Below are 16,786 nucleotides of genomic sequence, written 5' to 3' on the forward strand. Positions count from 1 at the left end.
GGGACGGCGCCGAGGATTTCCGCCACAAAACGCCCGTTACTTATAGCGAAGGCTCACTTACTTTTAGCTTCATTTGAGGGGTGGCGCGGACGGATCGAAGGCTCAACGAGTTCAAGTAACTAAACCGACACAATCCGTTACGCGCTTGACGTTGGTCACGAGCGAACGTTCCGAACCCGACTCGCTGACTCCCTCGGTGCCGCCCGCCGTGGCTACCCCGTGCGCTGCGCTGAGACGAACTCGGCCACGGCGGGCGCCTTGCGGGTGTGGGGTTGCATTCGACGGCTCAGGCCGGCGATCCGCATCGACAACCGGCCGGAGTTGATGTCGCCGGCGGCGGTTGTGGCCGCGAGCGCGGTCCGGCCCGCCTCTTCGAACTCGCCTGCGTACAGCAGGGCCTCGGCGAGGCTGAGCTGATCAAGGGTGCGGTTGCGGGCCAGCGACACACCGCGTAGGTCCAGGGCGCGGCTTAGGCGGTCGATGGCGGTCGCGGCGTGCGGGGGGCTGGTGCGAGCTAGGTCGGTGTACGCCGCTCCCGTGAGGCTGTAGAGCTCGGCCTCGGTGACGTGCTGGGCCGCCCAGCTTGGGGCGCTGGCGGCGTCGACTCTGGTGAAGGCATCCTCCGCGTCGCCTACCGACCGGCGGACGAGATCAGCGTCGCCTACCTGGGCGTGCGCCCATGCCCGGATGCATGCCTGGTTGGCGCGGTCGCCGGGGGTGAAGAGGTCCCCGGCGCGAGTAGCGGCTGCGTCGAGCAGCGACAGCGTCTTGTCCGGTCGCCGCAACTCGATGTTGTGGCCAGCCATCCGGACCACGGTGTGGCCGCCCAGTGCAGTGTCGCCGGCGGCGGTGGCGGCGGATAGGGCGAGCCAGGCGTGCTCGTCAGCGCCGCGGTGGTCACCGATGTCGCGGGCGATGTACGCGCCGAGTCCGGCAAGGTCCGCGATCGCGACGAGAAGAGCGGTGCGGACCGTGGGATCGGAGGCGGCCCCGTGCATCGCGGCGGCCTGCTCCAGTAGTTGGGCGGCCGGCTGCTGAACCGCCGCCCCGCCATGGCGAGACACCCAGCCGCGGTAGACGGCGGTGGTCTCGGCGATGTCGACGACGTGGTCCATGCCGACCTTGCGGGGTCGGGACGCCGATGCGAGGGGCCAGCCGGCCACCGCCATACCGGCCACGCTGAGGGCCTGAAGTACCGCACGTCGCCGCATGTCCTCACCGCCTTTCTGCTCCTCGCCCGCCAAGGCGAACAGGGCGCCATCGGCGCCGAGCGCGTGGTCCAGCCTCGCCGCCATCTCCCGCCCCGGACGTCGACGGCCGTTCTCTACCTTGCTCAGGTACCCCTGGTCGCAAGGAACCGCCTCGGCGAGCTGTTGCAGGGAGAGGTTGGATTCCACCCTCCGGCGGCGCAGCTCTGCGCGGAAATTGTCGCTCACGATGCCTGGCTCCTTGGCGATATGCCTCGCTGCTGGCATGGGGCAACCCCATCGAGGTCTGATTATGCGCTCGTACCGTCGGTCTAGACAGCCCGCTACGTCACCAATGCACATAGTGATCACGGGTTGATGGTCAGCAGTCTCGACCCACCGGGAGTGACAGTGGATCTGATCAAAATCAACGGCCTTCGCCTTCGCTGCATCATCGGCGTACGCGACGAGGAACGCCGCGACCTCAGCGACGTGGTCATCGACATGGCGGTCCAAACGGAAGCACGACCGGCCGCGCTCGTCGACGACATCGCCGAGGTGTGGAACTACCGCACGGCGACCAAGGGCGTCATCGCGCTCGTGCAGCAGTCCAGCTACCAGACGATCGAAGCGCTGGCCGAAGCGATCGCCACCCACCTACTCGACGACCACCACGCCCCACACGTCAAGGTGCGGGTCTCCAAGCCCGGCGCGCTCCGCTTCGCCGACGACGTCGCCGTGGTCATCGAGCGGAGTGCCCGGTGACCGCCCCCACCGTCGCCAGGCCCACCCGGGACCTGGCCGCCGCCGAGGAAGCCGCCCGCGCGTTCCTGGCCGCACTGGGATGGGACCTGAACACCCCATCGACGCGCGACACCCCGCGACGAATGGCGAAGGCATACGCCGACCTGGCCAGCCCACGCCAGTTCACCCCTACCGCCTTCGACAACGAGGAAGGCTGCGACCAGCTCATCGTGCAACAGGCGATCCCCTTCGCGAGCGTGTGCGAGCACCACTGCCTACCGTTCGTCGGCACCGTGGACTTCGGATACCTGCCCGACGCGCAGATCATCGGCCTGTCGAAGCTCGCGCGCGGCGTCGAACTGTTCGCCCGCGGACCGCAGGTGCAGGAGCGGCTCACCAACCAGATCGCGAACTGGCTGTGCGTCACGCTCCAACCGAAAGGCGTGGGCGTGGTGGTGCGCGCGGAGCACATGTGCATGAGGCTGCGCGGCGCGCAGGTGTCCGGCACGTCAACGGTCACGTCCGCGCTGCGCGGGCTCGTGCTGGACGACCCGCGCACCCGCTCGGAGTTCTACTCCTTCGTCAACGCGGCGGTCGCCCGGTGACCGCCATGATCGTGCTGTCCGGAGGCGAGTTCAGCTTCTGCGCCGCCCACGCCGGACTGCACGCCGACGGGTACGAGCCCCTACACGGACACACCTTCCTCGTGACGCTCCGCCTGGCCGGTGAGCCTGACGACAACGGCATGGTCACCGACTTCGGGCCCGTGAAGACCACCCTGCGGCGGGTCATCGCGCCGCTCCGGCGACGGACCCTCGTCGCCGGCGGGGCCGCGGATCTCGACCTGAGCGTCCCCGAGCAGGTGCGGTTCGGCGACTACATCCTGCCCGCCCGCTCGGTGACCGTCCTGCCGCTGGTCAACACCACCACGGAGGCGATCGCCGGGCACCTACTCGACCAGGTGCTGCTGCACGCCCCAATGCCCGGACTGCACCGGGCGGAGCTGGAGCTGTCGGAAGCCCCGGATGTGGCCGCCAACGTACGGAGGCGGCTCCCATGACCGCCCTGGCATACCGCGTCAAGGTCGCCGCGCTGCTCGCCTACGTCACCGAGTCCGCCATGATCGGCTCTCCGGTGGAACCCGTCCGCACCGACAGCCCGTGGGACATCTGGTGGGTCTGCTACCGCGCTCAAGCCCCGGCGCCCGAGCTGGGCCTGAAGGTGTGGGCGCAGCCAGGCGCGTGCGAGCGGTGCGTGACCATGGTGGCGGCCCTGACGCAGCACCGACCGGTGCAGCATCCGGAGTCGCTGACGCAGAACCCCTGCGGCTGCATGGTCGATTGGGCGAAGCGGATGCGCGCGCCGGGCGGCGACGTCGACTGGCCGCCGCTGCGCGCCAGCGTCGCCATGGTCAAGCCGGGCGGCGACGCACCCGAGGTTCTGCGGGCGCTCAGCGGCGACCAGCTCGTCACCGCCGTCGCTTCCAAGAGGTTGACCTCGGCAGATGCTCGCCGGCTCTACCCCGACGCCTACGGAGCCGAGTACGTCGCCCGGCAGGACAACTACCTCACCAGCGCTCCGGTGACCGTGTACGCGCTGCTGCTCAGCAGCGCCGCCGCCCGGAATCCGAAAGACCTGAAGATGCGGATCAGGGCAGGGCTCTCCGGCGCTGACGTGCTGCGCAACCACCTGCACATGCCGGACTCGCCCGGAGACGCGCTCTGCGACCTGGCGCACCTGACCGGTGAGGAAACCCGAAACGACCTGTACGGGAGGTACGACCGTGTCGGAGCCGACCAACGGATTGCTCTGTACCGGGATCGTCTGGACATCAGGTAGCGCGTCCCTGGCGCTGGCGGGCCCGGACGGCGGCATCCGCCACCAACCGCTTGCGCTCGACCAGATCGTCGGCTGGCACCTGCACGGGCCGCGCCGATGCGTCGGCATCTGGAACCACGACGCCGGCCGGCAGCAGATGTGCCCCCACCGGCACCACATCGAGCTGGACGCCACTGGCGGCCAGTGTCCCGCCTGCCAGGCCGCCGACCCCGGCCGCCGGTTCGCTCGGGGAGTTGACCTCACCGACCCCCGCACGTTCGGGCTCTACCTCGCCTGGTTCGACCAACGGCTGATCAAGGTGGGCCTCACCGCTGTCAAACGCGGCAGCAGCCGCCTCACCGAACAGGCCGCCATCACCTTCACCTGGCTCGCCGAGGGGCCGCTACCAGCCGTACGGCACGCCGAACGGCTGATCAGCGGCCTCGGCGAGCACGGCGAGGCAGTCCGCCGGGACCGCAAGGTCAGCGCGTGGTGGCGCCTCGGAGACGCGGACCAACGCGTGGAGCAGCTCCGCGAGGCGTGGCACCGCACCGTGCCACACATCAGCGGGGACACCCAGCTCACCGTCAAGCAACCACGCGTGCACGACCTCGCCGCGACCTACGGCCTGGCCACGCCGCCACCGGCCTCCGTGCGGGAGATCGGACCGCTCCGGGATGCCGTCACGCTGGTCGGGCGGATCCGCGTCGTCGCCGGCAGCGACATCATCTTCGACACCGTGGCCGGCCCCGGGCTGCTGAACGCCCGCTCGTTGTCCGGATGGACCCTGACCCGCGCCGTCATCAGGGGCGCCGCAGCGCCCCCGATGCGCCCCCTGAACTTGGTAGGAAGCTATGACAAGCACGTACCCGAAACGCTCTTCTGAGCCTCAGATCCGACCGGGCCGACACGTCGTCCTGGAAGGAATGCCCGGATCCGGCAAGACCACAACGGCGGAAACCCTCGCCGCAGGCGGCTACGCGGTCATCGCCGAGTACACCACCCTCGACGGGGCCGCGATCCCGGTCCAATGGCACCCGCCCGTCGGCGACGACAACGCGCACCAGTCGAACTGGCTGATCAAACATCGGCAGGCCACCGCGGCGCGAGCCAACGGGTCCGTGCTCAGCGACCGGGACTGGCTCTCCGCGCTTGCCTACGCCGCGTCGCTCGACGATCGGACGCTGCTGGCCACCCGCGCCTCGTGGGCGTACGAGCACCTGAACGCCGGCCTTCTCAGCGTCCCCGACGCGTACCTCATCGTCGGGTGCGCCCCGGAGACGAGCCTCGCCCGCCGCGCGGACCGGCTCACCGCCGGCCACCCATGGAGCACGCGAGCCGGCCTCGCCAGACTCGCCCTGTTCTACCGGGATCCGACGGCCGCCATCGCCGACGTGCACCCGGCTCTGGCGGCCGAGCTGCGCGCCGCGTCGTGGCACTGGTTGGCCGCCGTCGACCTCGGCACGATCCGCCGGCACGTCACCGACCTGCTGGCGGTGCCATGACCGGCCGCCGCCTCATCGTCTGCATCCACGACGGCTTCTACGGAGCCGGCACCGGCGCCGGGTACGCCAACCGGGCGTTCCTGCGCGCCGCAATCCGACACCTCGCGCCCCACGTGGAGCTGGTCGTCGCGCCCGTTCACCTCGAACCGTCCAGCCCCGAGTACGACACCCAGTGGGCGGGAGACACCGCACGGATCCTGCACAGCGTCGGCGCGCACGTCGCCCCCTTGAGCAACGGCACCGGCGGTCGCACACGCTTCGGTGGACTTCCCGCGTTTCAGCACCTCGCTGCCGATGCTGGCCGGGTCCTGCCGGAGGTGGCACCGCAAACCGGCGACCCTCCCGCGATCGTCGCTTTCGACGTGCCGTTCGCGGGCTTGGCGCTGCACCTGCCATCGCCGTACCTGCGCTTCCTGACGTACGTGCCCCGATCGAGTGCGCTTCAGCACGACCCGGGCAACCGCGACCGCGTCGAGTACGAGCAGCGAGGGATGGCAGCGGCCGTCGCCGGCGGAACCCGCATCGGGGTGATCTCCGAGCACATGCGGCGGCACCTGCGCGACGCCCTGGCGGTGCCAGCCGGCGCGCTGGTCGACCTGCCCGACGGGCTCACGGTCGATGAGCGTCGTCCGCTGACGCCGGCCAATGACCTCGTCCCCGCCTCCGCGCGCGCGGACTTCCTGCTGGCGCTGGGCAGAGCGGAGCCGTACAAAGGGTTCGAGGATCTCCTCGACGCCTTAGCGCTTCTTCAAACTGACCACCCGGGCGGCGGATTGCCGCACCTGGTGCTCGCGGCGGTGACCGACAGCGAAACGATCAGCGCTTACCAGCGCCAGCTCGCCGCCCGGGCCGCACAGTTGCGAGTCGACGTCACCCTCTACACCCGGTTCGACGCCCGTCTGCGCACCCTGCTCGCACATCCAGGTCTGCGTGCCGTGATCGTGCCATCGAGGCAGGAACCGTTCGGCCGGATTCCGCTGGAAGCGTTCGCCGCCGGCGCCGCACCAGTCGTCGCCACAACAGCCGGTGGGCTGGCCGAGCAGATCACCGATGGGATCACCGGGTTCACCGCCGAGCCAGGTCGGCCCGAGGCGCTCGCCGCCGCCATCGACCGCGCGTTGGCCACCACTGCGAAGCAGCGGGACCTGATGCGTCGGGCGGGCCAGGACGAGGTGGCTTCTCGCTTCAACCACGACGCCGCGGTGGGCCGGTTCCTGCGAACGGTCGCGCCGTGGGCGGTCGGCTAGTCGACGACGGTCGCTGGCGCGGACGGGGACCGCGCCGGCAACCTCCACCGGCTCTCCGCGATCTGGGCGGCAAGGGCGGCTTGCTGCGCTCCGGATTCGCCCCAGCCGAGCATGAGCGGCACGTCGGTTACCGGCACCAGGCGGCGGCCGAGCAGCCGGCCCCCGTCCGGGTCCGGGTGCCGAGCGTCGAACCCGACGATCCGAGCAGCCATGCGCAGGTAGGCGCGATCGCCGGCAAGTTCGTGCCCGAGAAGGACAGGGTCGGTCAGCCGTACCTGCGACTCTTCGGCCGCCTCCCGGTGCAGGGTGGCCGCCGCGTCGGCGTCAATCAACTCCGGGCTTCCGCCGGGGAGGTTGTGGCCTTGCGGGGTGTCCTGCACGAGCACGCGCCCGTGGTCATCGAACAGCCAGCCGTAGACCTGCACCACGGTGGTGGTCGGTGCCGGGCTGCCTGCGATCCATTCGAACCGGAGTGTGGTGGGCATGGCGGAAGGCTACGGCGTCCAGGCGGGCGGCGGGACGGCCGCGCCGACGTGTCGCAGACCTGGGGAAGACGTCTCCGCCTGGAGCAGGAGGGCGGTGCGCCGCGCTTCTCACTGGGAGCCGGCGCTCGGCACTGGTCTCGCATGTGGCCGCGCGGAGGTGGCCGCCCGCCAGCGGCCACCTCCGCGCGCCGTTCACTGCACCCCGGCCGCTGTAGTGGGAACCTACAGCGAGGTGCCGTTCTGGAATCCGTTGGTGAAGTTGGCCCATGACGTGGGGCTGAAGACCAGCGTGGGACCGTTGGGGTCCTTGCTGTCGCGGACAGCAACGGCATCGCGCAGGTTGTCCGCGACCTCGACGCAGTTGCCCTGGTTGCCGCTGAAGCTGCTCTTGCGCCACCGGGGGGCGGCGGTCGTATCAACCACGGGTGATGTCCTCCATCGTTGTAGTGATGAACTTCCTCGACGTCTTCTCGTCGAGTGCTCGTGAGGTCAGATCGCCCCAAGCCAGTTCGTAGGCCGCCACCTCGGTCGGTTTGTCGAGGTAGAGAGCGCCGGTGAGGCTATCGACGTAGACCAGCGGTGGTTCGACAGGATCGGCCGTGCCAGGCGACTCGGGGAACGACAGGATCGTGAATGCCGAGGTCATTCCGCCATGCACCCCAGCGTCGAAGGGAATGATCCGTACTGTCACGCTCGGCTGCTGGGATACATCGAGCAGCCGTTGGAGTTGCGCGGCCATCACCTCGGGGCCGCCGACGGTGCGGCGCAGCACCGCCTCGCTCAGCACCACCGACAGGTGAGGCGGGCGCGGGTCGGTGAGCAGCCGCTGGCGCTCCATACGAAGGTCGACCTGACGGTCGACTTCGTGCGCGTCGATGAGTCCTTGCGGCACGGCGGTGACCTGCCGGGCGTACTCGCGCGTCTGGAGCAGGCCGGGAATCGACTCCGGCTCGTACTGCCGGATCCGCTTGGCGCCGGCTTCGAGCTGAACGAACAGGCCGAACCAGCTCGGCAGGCTGGTGTTGGTGTAGTCGTGCCACCAGGCGCTGGCACCGCTGCTGCGCGTCTCGGCCGCCAGGGCGAGCAGCTCCTCGCGGTCGGCTCGGCTCGCCTCGTACAGCTCGACCATGGCGCGGACCTCAATGTCGCGGAACCGCACCCTGGGGTCGCCGGCCTCGATGCGACTGATGGTGGCCGGGCTGCGTTCAAGCGCCGCGGCTGCCTTCTCCTGACTGAGCCCGCGCGCCTTACGCAGCTCGGCGAGCCTGCGCCCGATGCGACGCCTCAACAGGGCTGATCCATCCGTGTCGGCCACGGGGCGCGCCTCCTATCACCAAATTGCCGGATAGCAGCATACAAACGATGGGGCTCCCGATCATAGGGAGCACTGTGCTGCATTTGCCAGGGGAAATACCGTGTGAGTTCCCCCAACATGAGGAAACCTGCGTGGTTTCCTATCCCATGATGTCTTGCATTTTGCCAGACAGCATCCCACGATGGCGGTAGCGAGTTGTGGGGGCAAGATCACCCAGAGCAGCGAACGCATGCAGTCCGGCATGCCAGGTGCCATCACCTGCACCACCGCGGCGACTGCACAGCGCTCAGCCAGCTAAGTAGGTGAAGACCGTCACAGTCCCGCTGATGAGCTGGATGCAGGGCCCGTAGCGGCCCCCCGTCCGAGACGGACCCTGCATCCTCCGGCCGAGGACAACATCCGGCGTCAACGAGAGCCCGGGTACGTCCTCGCATGAGGAGGCGATGGCAGTGGGGCGCTGGAAGTGGTTCACTCCGGCCGACGACCGTGTGTTCGCGCCGTTCGGGGTCGACCGCGAAGGCGCGGCGTCTCTCTTCAGCCGACGTGGCGGCTGGCAGCTCACCAGCAACTCCGTTGGCGCGGGCCTGACCACCAACGAGATCGCCGCAGCAAACCGAGCCTTCTGGACAGTCACAGAGCCCGCCCTGGCCAGACCCGGCCGACGCCGATGGTCGTGGTGCCGCCGTTCCCGGCGCGAGAGCCCATGACCGGCTCGAACGAAAGTGATCGCGGCATCGACCGATTCGACTCAGCCCGGCGGACCGCGCTTCAGCACAAGAACGGTGGCACCTGCTTCCACTGCAACCAGGACGGCACCTGCAACCAGCGAGCGTGGGCCGTCACCGAGCTAGCCCGCCACGCTGGCGGACCGCAGCTTCTTGAAGAGCTCGGCATCCCATCCCCGACTGAGGAAGGCCCACGGCGGTGACCACACCTCCTGGCGCAGCAGAAGACCTAAGAGTGCAGGTGCAGGGTGAACCCCGCGTAGTCAGGCCCCCATACAGCCAGCGCGTCGCCCATCGGCCCCTGCTGCTGGGTGATGAGTTCTTTCTCATCGCTCACGACGACCAAACCGGGAGGCCCCGGCTGCACGGTAACGCGGTCCGGTACGGGCTGGCCGCCGCCCTGCTCGGCGAGCTGGCCTTTATCGGGCGCCTGACCTTCGAGCATGGACACGTCGTTGTGCGGAACGCCTGGCCACCGGAGGACTGGCTGCAACGCTTCGTGCTCTCCGCCGTCGCGGCCGACCAGCGGCACACCGCAACCCGAACCTGGTTGGAGTACCTCGCGGAGACCGTCCCAGATCGCGTGGCGCAGCGCCTGTTCCGACAGGGCAAGGTCGAGCCGGTGGAGCAGCGGCGGCTCCTCCGCATGTTTCGCGGCGGCACGCGACACAAACCCACCGACACCAACGTCGCCGCCTGGTCATGGGCTCGCCTGTCCACGAGGTTGCGCAACTACGAGCCGCTGTCGCCGTTCGACCTGGCACTGGCCGGCATCACCGTGTCGTGCCGGCTGGACGGGTTCGTCCTCGACGGGGCGCCCAACACCGTTGGCGCGCACCTGCGGCGGCTGCTCTGTGAGGCACCAGAACCGATGCGGGACCTTTTCGCCCACCTGGACAGGGAGATCGGCACCGCCGTCATGAGCCACCGCGACTGATCCCCAGGCGCGGCAGCACCACCTTCCACCCCTGCAACCCTGCGAGAGGGATCGATTCCGCATGCCCCCAACTCCCCCTGACACCGTTTCCGCGGTCCTCGCCCGAGGCCGGCTCGGCACGTTCCACATCGTGTTCATCGTGATCGCGGCGGCAGCGCCGCTAACGGTGATCGCGGGCGGTGCGACGACCGGGTGGGCCGTCACCGGCGTCGCCGGGATTCCCGTGGCCTACCTGGTGGTCTCGGCGGTGCTCGCGCTGTTCTCCGTCGGGTTCGTGGCCATGTCCCGGCGGATCGTCAACGCCGGCGCGTTCTACACCTACGTCGCCCGAGGTCTCGGCCGCCCGGCCGGCGTCGGCGCGGCCATGGTCGCGCTGGTGGCGTATAACGCCATGCAGATCGGCCTCTACGGCGGCTTCGGCGCGGTCCTCGCGACGTTCCTGCGCGACCAGTACGACCTGCGCGTCACCTGGTGGGTGTCGGCGCTGATCGGGTGGGCCGTGGTCGCGCTGCTCGGCGTGCTGCGCATCGACCTCAACGGCAAGGTCCTGGCGGTCATGCTCGTCGCCGAGTGCGCGGTCGCGCTCGTCTTCGACGCGGTGATGGTCGGCCACCCCGCCGGCGGCGACGTCACTTTCGGCACGCTTTCCCCGGCGAACGTCCTCACCGCCGGTATGGGGGCCGCGCTGGTCACGGCCCTCACGGGTTTCGTCGGCTTCGAGGGCACGGTGGTGTACTCCGAGGAGACCCGCGACCCGCGCCGGACCGTGGCCCGGGCCACCTACATCTCGGTGGCCGCCACAGGCCTGCTCTACGGGCTGTCGGCATGGGCGATGTCCGTCGCCACCGGACCCGACAAGATCGTCGACGCGGCCCGCGCCGACGGCACCGACCTCATCTTCAACCTCGTCTCTCCGCACCTCGGCTCCAGCATCGTGACGGTCGGGCGGGTTCTGTTCATCACCAGCCTGTTCGCCGCGCTGCTCAGCTTTCACCACACTGTTGCGCGGTACCTATTCGCCCTCGGCCGCGAGCGGGTCCTCCCGGGTGCGCTGGGTCAGACCAGCCGCCGCACGGGTGCCCCGAAGGTCGGCTCGATCGTGCAGAGCGTGATCGCGGTGGCCGTCCTCATCGGCTACGCGATGGCCGGCGCAGACCCGATCGTGCACCTGTTCTTCTGGGTGACAGTGACCGGCGGCCTCGGCGTCCTGATCCTGATGACCGCCACCTCCGCGGCGGTGGTGGGCTTCTTCGCCCGCATCGCCCACCGCGAGGGCTGGTGGACCTCAGTCATCGCGCCGCTGCTCGCCACGCTCACGCTGACCGGGTTCCTCGCCGCCACGCTGCGCGAGTTCGACGTCCTCCTGGGCGTCGATCAGCACTCACCGCTGCGCTGGCTCTTCCCGGCGGCCTACGCGGTAGCCGCCCTCGTCGGCATCGCCTGGGCGCTGATCCTGCGCGCGACACGACCCCAGGTCTACGACGCGATCGGGCTCGGCGCGGACAGCGTCACCGCGACGCTCCGCCGCACCGTCAACTTCCGCCAGCCGGTCTGATCAAGGAGTTCACCATGGCCGCCCCCAGCAGCAGCGTGACCATCCGCTGCGCCACTTCCGCCGACACAGACCCTCTGGTTCCCGTTTTGGCGGAGGCGTTCTTCGACGGGCCGGTCGCCGACTGGCTGATCCCCGACCACGACGACCGGCGTGCCGTCTACCACCGGTACTTCACCCTCGTCCTCCGTCACGGCCTCGACCACGGCCACGTCGACACCACCGCAGACCTGTCCGCCGTCGCGATCTGGTACCCCCGGCCCGAACCCGCGCCTCCATCGACGGCGGAGAACCAGGCCGCGCTGGAGGCCGCCACCGGCCGGTACGCGCCGAAGTTCACGCTCCTCGAAGCCATGTTCGACGTGTTCCACCCCCGCAAACCGCACCACCACCTTGCCTACGTGGCGGTCAGCCCCGCCAAACAGGGCCAGGGTGTCGGCACTGCTCTGCTAAACCGCTATCACCAGCTACTTGACGAGCGGGGCATGCCCTCCTACCTGGAGGCGAGCAATGCGCGCAACCGCGAGCTGTACCTCCGACTCGGATACCGTGATGGGGAGCCGCTGCGCCTTCCCGTAAAGGGACCCACGATCTGGCGGATGTGGCGCGGACCGGTCGGCGCCGACGGTCCACCCGGCTTCCCCGCCGCCGAAACGCCGTCACCCCGGCGGTCGCAGTGACTGCCGTGCCGGCAGAAGGTGCCGTGCGGTCGGTGCAGCCGGGCGACGTCGCCGCCGTCGTCGCGCTGCTGACCGACGGGGTCATGCACGATCCGGTCGCCGAGTGGCTGGTACCCGACCCCGAGCAGCGGCGAACTGTCTTCACCGAACTGTTGGCCATGGACGTCGATCACGCCGTCGAGTGGGGCACCGTCGATGTGCTGCTGGACATGACCGCCGTCGCGATCTGGCGCCACTACCCGGACGACGACCTGCTGTCCCGCCGCCATCTGGCCACCATCACCGACACGGCACTGCCTCGCTTCCGCCACTACGACGCGATGGTCAACGCCTACCGGTCACCCGCACCGCACCACTGGCTGGCCTGGCTGTACGTCGCTCCGAGTCACCGCGGGCTCGGTATCGCCGAGCGTCTACTCGCCCGCCACCACCAGGTCGTCGACCGGCTCGGGATCCCGATCGACGTCGTGGTGACCACCGCCCACGGCCGCGACTTCCTGCACCACCACGGCTACGGCTACCACGCCCGCCTGCCGAGGCAACTACCCGGTGGGCCGAAACTCTGGCCGCTACGTCGCGCCGGCCGGCCGGTTCCCGTGAACCGGACCCAGGCGAGGCGCAGCACCTGACCAAGCGACGCTCCGCTCGGTCACCACATCAGCAGGTTGCAGCCCGGATCGCCGGGCTTCCCTCAGCCGAACCTAAGCGAGGAACGAATCCGCATGGTCATATCGACCGCCCCTGTCCGCCGCGCAGCGGTGAGCCTGCTCGGCAGCCTCCTGCTCGCCGGCTGCCAGACCAGCACGCCAGCCGGACCTGCTCCCAAACCAGCCGCGTCCCCATCCAGCCAGCCTGCCAGCATCCGACCAGCCGCCACTGACCCCGGCCTAACCTCGTCGCAGCGGCTGACGGCCCTCGCCGATGCCGTTACCGCCGCTCCGGGTGACGGCGACACCGGGCTGCCCTACACCTACCTGCACACGCAGTCCTGGAGCCGGGCCACCAACGTCATCACCCGCACCGACCTGCGGCAGTGGCGCCGTCAGACTGACGGATCCGGGCGCGAGAGCACCCGACGGCTGCCCGACCTTCCGGGAGTCGACCACCAACCCCAACGCCAGGAACAGAGCCAGCTCGCTCACGCTTCCGAGACGACGACGACGTATCCACCCGGCACCCTCCGCCCCTATCTACCCGAACCCCTGCCGACTACGGCGAGGTCGCTGGCTGACGCTCTGGCACCCCGTCAGTTGGCCGCGGAATCCGCGTACCCGAGGATCCTCGTCGGCGGGATCGTCACGCTGGTCAGCAGCCAGTACCTCAGCCGGCAGCAGCGGGCGACGACCTTGCGTGTCCTGGCCAGCGTGCCGGGCATCACCTACCGCGGACTGACCAGGGGACTCCTCGGCCGCACCGGCCTGACGTTCGCGGTCGCCGCCGGTGGATCGACAATCGAACTGCTGGTCGACCCGCGCACCGGCGAAGTCCTCGCCGCGCAGGAACACCTGACCGAACGCCTGCGCGGCCTGTTCTCGTACGTCCTCATCCTCGAACGCGGCCACGCCACCAGTCCCACAGCCGCCGAGTGAATCTGAGCTACCCGCTGTCGTCCGGGTAGAAGTGCCCGGAAGGTGTGACCGTGCGAGATCAGCAGGGGACGCTGCGGATCCGCCACCACGAGGTCACCCTTCCGGGCCCTTTCCGGCGCTCAGGTGTTCGAGCCCGACGGCACCGGGCGAGGATCATCCCGGCCGTAGTACGTCGGGGAGTTGGGGCAGACCTGGCACGCAAGCACAAGCGGCTCCCCGACCTTGCCCGGCAGGCTCTTGCCACAACACAACGGCATGGTCTCTGCCGCCGGCGCTTCAGCTTGGGTCACGATGCCACCGTACCGTCGCTCGCATGCGCGCCCCGCCTGCCCGTCGCCGCGCGGCGTACTTCCGCTCTCGGCCAAGTCCAAGGTTCCGCCTCGCTCGGCCGTGACGGTGGGGTGCACATCGGCAGGGATCCAACTGACGCGGTGGCGGTGCTGGTACGGCAGCCAGGTGCCGTGGAGGATGCCTTCCAGCAGGTGGTCTAGGTGGGGGCGCGGACCGCAGGGGAACATGGCGGTCGTGGCGGCCTTCTGCCGGCTGTAGCCGTGCGGGTTCAGCGTCGGGTACAGGTGCATGGCACCGCATGGCTTCGCCTTGCGGGTGACCGGGCAGCGGGTGGTGCTGGTCCACAGGTCGGCCCATCCGCACCGCTGCGTCTCGAAGGTGATCGCGCCGGCACCGATCTCTAGCCGGGTCTCGGACAGATACATGCGGTGGTCGGCGAGGGCCGGCACGGACAGGTGCGGGACCGCGTGCAGGAACGCGATGTCGCCGGCACCGCGGTCGGTAGTCCACACCACGCGGTCGCCCGCCTTGCGGAGCGCTCGCTGCCGGGCCTGGATGCTTCGCGCGTCTGCCTTCGAGTGCTGAACTTCCCCTGCCACCGTCAGATTCGGGCCGATGGCCAGGACGTCGGGTCGACGGCGTGCTCGGGGGCGCCAGACCTCAACCTTGACGTCGCCGCCGACGGCTTCCCAGGTGCGGGCCTTGCGCTCCTTGAGCGCCTTGTGGGTGTCGGTCTCGGGCTCGTGCTCCGGGTGTGGGGAGCGGCCGTCCTCGTGCCGGAACGTCGGGCGGTGCGGTCCCTCGACGAAGGTCAGCCAGACCGGGATGCGAGGCAGTCCGTTCTGGGCTCGGTGGCGCATGCAGAGCAGGCAGAGCAGTTTCTTGCCGCCGATGCCGTGGGGACGGTCATTGGCGAGGCGTTCGCGTAGGCCGGGCCGCGTGGGGTGGCCCCAGAACGCGAGGCGTGGCTGCAACTCGACGCCGGCGGGCACGTAGAACACGCCGTCGTTGAACGTGAGCGGGTCGAGTTGCTCCCAGATTGGTCGAGTCACAGGCTTCCCCCTGCTGATCAGGGGCGCAGGTCGCCAGCACCGACGAGTCATGCGCCGCCTACCCACTGTATCGGCACATGGAAATCGGCACCTCGAACATGAGAGCCCATCTCCGCGTGCCCGGTCAGGCGCGAGCATGCGCGCGCCTGCTCTTGTGGGACCTGTCGCGTACCCTGCACGGCCGAGACATCGGGAGTGGGGCGGGCGATGGACGACATCATCAACGTCATCAAGGCGTGGGGGCCGGGGGCGCTGGCAGTGCTCGGCGCGATCGTGGCGGTCTCGCAGGCCGTCAGCGCCAGAAGCCAAGCCAAGAGCGCCCGAGCGCAGGCCGTGAGCGCGCAGGAGCAGGCCAAGGACGCTGGAGAAGCGGCTGAGGTCGCGAAGCGTCAGGCGCGCGCCGCTGAAGAGCAGGTCGAGTTGGCCCGCCAGCAGTACCGGAGCGAGCAGCAGGCGCGGGACGAAGCGGCCGGGCCGGTCTTTCAGCTCGGTGACGCGTGGGACATGGTCAGCGGGGAGCGGTTCGGGACGATCGTGTTCACGCTGGTCGCTGGCACGCGTTTGGACCGGGTCGTGGTCAGCGCCGCCGACCAGGCCGCTGTGTTGGGTCTTGTTGAGAAGGTCGGCGAGATGGACGTCGCCTCGTCGATGACGCTGACCAATCTCGCGCCCGGCGCCATGCACACCGTCGTGCTGATGTTGGACTGGAACGCGCTGTCGCCGGTGACCGTCCGACTGGACTTCGCATGCCACGAGGGCGGTGGAGGGAGCCGCACCTGGAGCCGGTCGTACTCGGCGCAGCTTAACGAGCCGCCGGCCTCCTTGTCCGAGCGGCCGACGCGTAGCACAAGGCTCCCATGATCAGGGCGTTATCCACAGGCCTGGAAGTTATCCACAGGCATGCGCTGACCGGTGGACCCGCGTGGGCGCGGCGAGGAGACTGCGTTCGGGTCGGCGAGGCCGCCGCCCGGGCTGCTGGCCACGGCTGCGTGCAGGTGGAGCCGGCTCGGTCCGCAGGCCACCGGCCGGTCGCCCCGCGTCAGCCTGACGAAGTTGGCGCGGGGCAACCGCAGGGCCTGGTGACGTGCAGTTCTGGGCCGCCGCCGACGCGAGAGCTGCACTCGACCATCTCGGAGCGGCCATCTCACTCTGCCTGCCGCTGACGTGGCCGGCCAGGCTTCCAGATCCGGGTGTCGTGCCACTGGCGTACCTGCCACTTCGAGTAAACCGGGCCCGACGAGAGTTCGACGAGCGGCCGGGGGAAGTCGGGGTAGCGGGTCGTCCAGTTGCTGATCGTCGCGGTGTTGACCTCAAACTCGTCGGCCAGGTCGCCAGTGCCGGCGAGGTCCGCGAGATCCCAGTAGGCGGGAGGAGTCTCACCCATCAGGGCTGGTACCGCTCGGCGACGGCGACGTCCTCCGGGTCACCGCTGAGATAGGCGACGGCCTCAGCGTAGGTCGCGTGCCGGTCCCACTCGGCGATCAGCTCATCCGCCTCGTCGCGGGTGAACGTGGCCTCCATGCCCTGCCCGGCCCATCGCTTCGCCAGACGCCCGGTCCGGGTGTCGTTCTCGGCGAACGCCCCGACGAAGAGGGCAACCTTTTCCGGGTCGCTGGACATGCCCAGCTCGGCAGCCAGGTCGGTGATAGTGATCATCGT

Annotated in this window: 20 protein-coding genes; 13 read left to right on the forward strand and 7 right to left on the reverse strand. The window is 69.6% G+C overall.

The window, feature by feature from the left end; translation table 11 throughout:
- Nucleotides 1-212: 212 nt before the first annotated feature.
- Entirely contained in the window at nt 213-1,436 is a 1,224-nt protein-coding gene (locus ACLQ2W_RS05695; RefSeq protein WP_425785479.1) for a helix-turn-helix domain-containing protein, read from the reverse strand.
- A gap of 162 nt (nt 1,437-1,598) precedes the next feature.
- Here ACLQ2W_RS05695 and ACLQ2W_RS05700 point away from each other — a divergent pair, with 162 nt between their 5' ends.
- The 7 genes from ACLQ2W_RS05700 to ACLQ2W_RS05730 are packed head-to-tail and all read left to right on the forward strand — an operon-like array spanning nt 1,599 to nt 6,501.
- Nucleotides 1,599-1,952 carry a dihydroneopterin aldolase gene (locus tag ACLQ2W_RS05700; protein WP_425785480.1) on the forward strand — a complete coding sequence of 118 codons (354 nt, stop codon included), beginning with the start codon at nt 1,599-1,601 and terminating at the stop codon, nt 1,950-1,952.
- Complete coding sequence (gene folE / locus ACLQ2W_RS05705; protein WP_425785481.1) at nt 1,949-2,536, forward strand: GTP cyclohydrolase I; 588 nt, start codon at nt 1,949-1,951, stop codon at nt 2,534-2,536. Before ACLQ2W_RS05700 ends, folE begins: the two co-directional genes overlap by 4 nt.
- 5 nt (nt 2,537-2,541) lie before the next feature.
- Entirely contained in the window at nt 2,542-2,991 is a 450-nt protein-coding gene (locus tag ACLQ2W_RS05710; RefSeq protein ID WP_425786021.1) for a 6-pyruvoyl trahydropterin synthase family protein, read from the forward strand.
- The gene (locus tag ACLQ2W_RS05715) at nt 2,988-3,770 is read left to right on the forward strand and encodes a hypothetical protein (RefSeq protein ID WP_425785482.1); all 783 of its coding nucleotides are present in this window, start codon (nt 2,988-2,990) and stop codon (nt 3,768-3,770) included. The genes ACLQ2W_RS05710 and ACLQ2W_RS05715 overlap by 4 nt, the downstream gene beginning before the upstream one ends.
- Nucleotides 3,715-4,635: a DUF2797 domain-containing protein gene (locus ACLQ2W_RS05720; RefSeq protein ID WP_425785483.1), complete on the forward strand. Its 921-nt coding sequence runs from the start codon at nt 3,715-3,717 to the stop codon at nt 4,633-4,635. Before ACLQ2W_RS05715 ends, ACLQ2W_RS05720 begins: the two co-directional genes overlap by 56 nt.
- Nucleotides 4,604-5,254, forward strand: a complete 651-nt coding sequence (locus ACLQ2W_RS05725; RefSeq protein WP_425785484.1) for an AAA family ATPase — start codon at nt 4,604-4,606, stop codon at nt 5,252-5,254. Before ACLQ2W_RS05720 ends, ACLQ2W_RS05725 begins: the two co-directional genes overlap by 32 nt.
- Complete coding sequence (locus ACLQ2W_RS05730) at nt 5,251-6,501, forward strand: glycosyltransferase family 4 protein (RefSeq protein WP_425785485.1); 1,251 nt, start codon at nt 5,251-5,253, stop codon at nt 6,499-6,501. Before ACLQ2W_RS05725 ends, ACLQ2W_RS05730 begins: the two co-directional genes overlap by 4 nt.
- Here ACLQ2W_RS05730 and ACLQ2W_RS05735 read toward each other — a convergent pair.
- From ACLQ2W_RS05735 to ACLQ2W_RS05745, 3 genes are all read right to left on the reverse strand, one after another.
- Nucleotides 6,498-6,986, reverse strand: coding sequence for an NUDIX hydrolase (locus ACLQ2W_RS05735; RefSeq protein WP_425785486.1), 489 nt, complete (start codon nt 6,984-6,986; stop codon nt 6,498-6,500). The two genes, ACLQ2W_RS05730 and ACLQ2W_RS05735, sit on opposite strands and share 4 nt — an antisense overlap.
- Nucleotides 6,987-7,208: 222 nt before the next feature.
- Complete coding sequence (locus ACLQ2W_RS05740; protein ID WP_425785487.1) at nt 7,209-7,409, reverse strand: DUF397 domain-containing protein; 201 nt, start codon at nt 7,407-7,409, stop codon at nt 7,209-7,211.
- Nucleotides 7,402-8,301, reverse strand: a complete 900-nt coding sequence (locus ACLQ2W_RS05745; RefSeq protein ID WP_425785488.1) for a helix-turn-helix domain-containing protein — start codon at nt 8,299-8,301, stop codon at nt 7,402-7,404. The genes ACLQ2W_RS05740 and ACLQ2W_RS05745 overlap by 8 nt, the downstream gene beginning before the upstream one ends.
- Nucleotides 8,302-9,261: 960 nt before the next feature.
- On the opposite strand from ACLQ2W_RS05745, the gene ACLQ2W_RS05750 reads away from it, so the two are divergent.
- The 5 genes from ACLQ2W_RS05750 (at nt 9,262) to ACLQ2W_RS05770 (ending at nt 13,784) form a co-directional block, all read left to right on the forward strand.
- Nucleotides 9,262-9,963: a GOLPH3/VPS74 family protein gene (locus tag ACLQ2W_RS05750; RefSeq protein WP_425785489.1), complete on the forward strand. Its 702-nt coding sequence runs from the start codon at nt 9,262-9,264 to the stop codon at nt 9,961-9,963.
- A gap of 61 nt (nt 9,964-10,024) precedes the next feature.
- Complete coding sequence (locus ACLQ2W_RS05755; RefSeq protein ID WP_425785490.1) at nt 10,025-11,518, forward strand: APC family permease; 1,494 nt, start codon at nt 10,025-10,027, stop codon at nt 11,516-11,518.
- Between the two features lie 14 nt (nt 11,519-11,532).
- Entirely contained in the window at nt 11,533-12,195 is a 663-nt protein-coding gene (locus tag ACLQ2W_RS05760) for a GNAT family N-acetyltransferase (RefSeq protein ID WP_425785491.1), read from the forward strand.
- A 23-nt stretch (nt 12,196-12,218) separates the two neighbouring features.
- Nucleotides 12,219-12,824: a GNAT family N-acetyltransferase gene (locus tag ACLQ2W_RS05765; RefSeq protein ID WP_425785492.1), complete on the forward strand. Its 606-nt coding sequence runs from the start codon at nt 12,219-12,221 to the stop codon at nt 12,822-12,824.
- A 93-nt stretch (nt 12,825-12,917) separates the two neighbouring features.
- Nucleotides 12,918-13,784: a hypothetical protein gene (locus tag ACLQ2W_RS05770; RefSeq protein WP_425785493.1), complete on the forward strand. Its 867-nt coding sequence runs from the start codon at nt 12,918-12,920 to the stop codon at nt 13,782-13,784.
- A 119-nt stretch (nt 13,785-13,903) separates the two neighbouring features.
- Here ACLQ2W_RS05770 and ACLQ2W_RS05775 read toward each other — a convergent pair whose 3' ends face one another.
- Nucleotides 13,904-15,127, reverse strand: coding sequence for a hypothetical protein (locus tag ACLQ2W_RS05775; protein ID WP_425785494.1), 1,224 nt, complete (start codon nt 15,125-15,127; stop codon nt 13,904-13,906).
- Between the two features lie 207 nt (nt 15,128-15,334).
- Here ACLQ2W_RS05775 and ACLQ2W_RS05780 point away from each other — a divergent pair, with 207 nt between their 5' ends.
- A complete protein-coding gene (locus ACLQ2W_RS05780; protein ID WP_425785495.1) occupies nt 15,335-15,988 on the forward strand; it encodes a hypothetical protein in 654 nt (217 codons plus the stop codon).
- 283 nt (nt 15,989-16,271) lie between these two features.
- On the opposite strand, the gene ACLQ2W_RS05785 is transcribed toward ACLQ2W_RS05780, so the two are convergent.
- Both ACLQ2W_RS05785 and ACLQ2W_RS05790 read right to left on the reverse strand, forming a co-directional pair.
- Nucleotides 16,272-16,511 (reverse strand): hypothetical protein, encoded by a 240-nt coding sequence (locus ACLQ2W_RS05785; RefSeq protein ID WP_425785496.1) that lies wholly within the window; start codon nt 16,509-16,511, stop codon nt 16,272-16,274.
- Complete coding sequence (locus ACLQ2W_RS05790) at nt 16,511-16,783, reverse strand: hypothetical protein (protein WP_425785497.1); 273 nt, start codon at nt 16,781-16,783, stop codon at nt 16,511-16,513. The genes ACLQ2W_RS05785 and ACLQ2W_RS05790 overlap by 1 nt, the downstream gene beginning before the upstream one ends.
- Nucleotides 16,784-16,786: the final 3 nt, after the last annotated feature.

This window comes from Micromonospora sp. DT227 (genome assembly GCF_049841835.1).
Lineage (GTDB): Bacteria > Actinomycetota > Actinomycetes > Mycobacteriales > Micromonosporaceae > Micromonospora.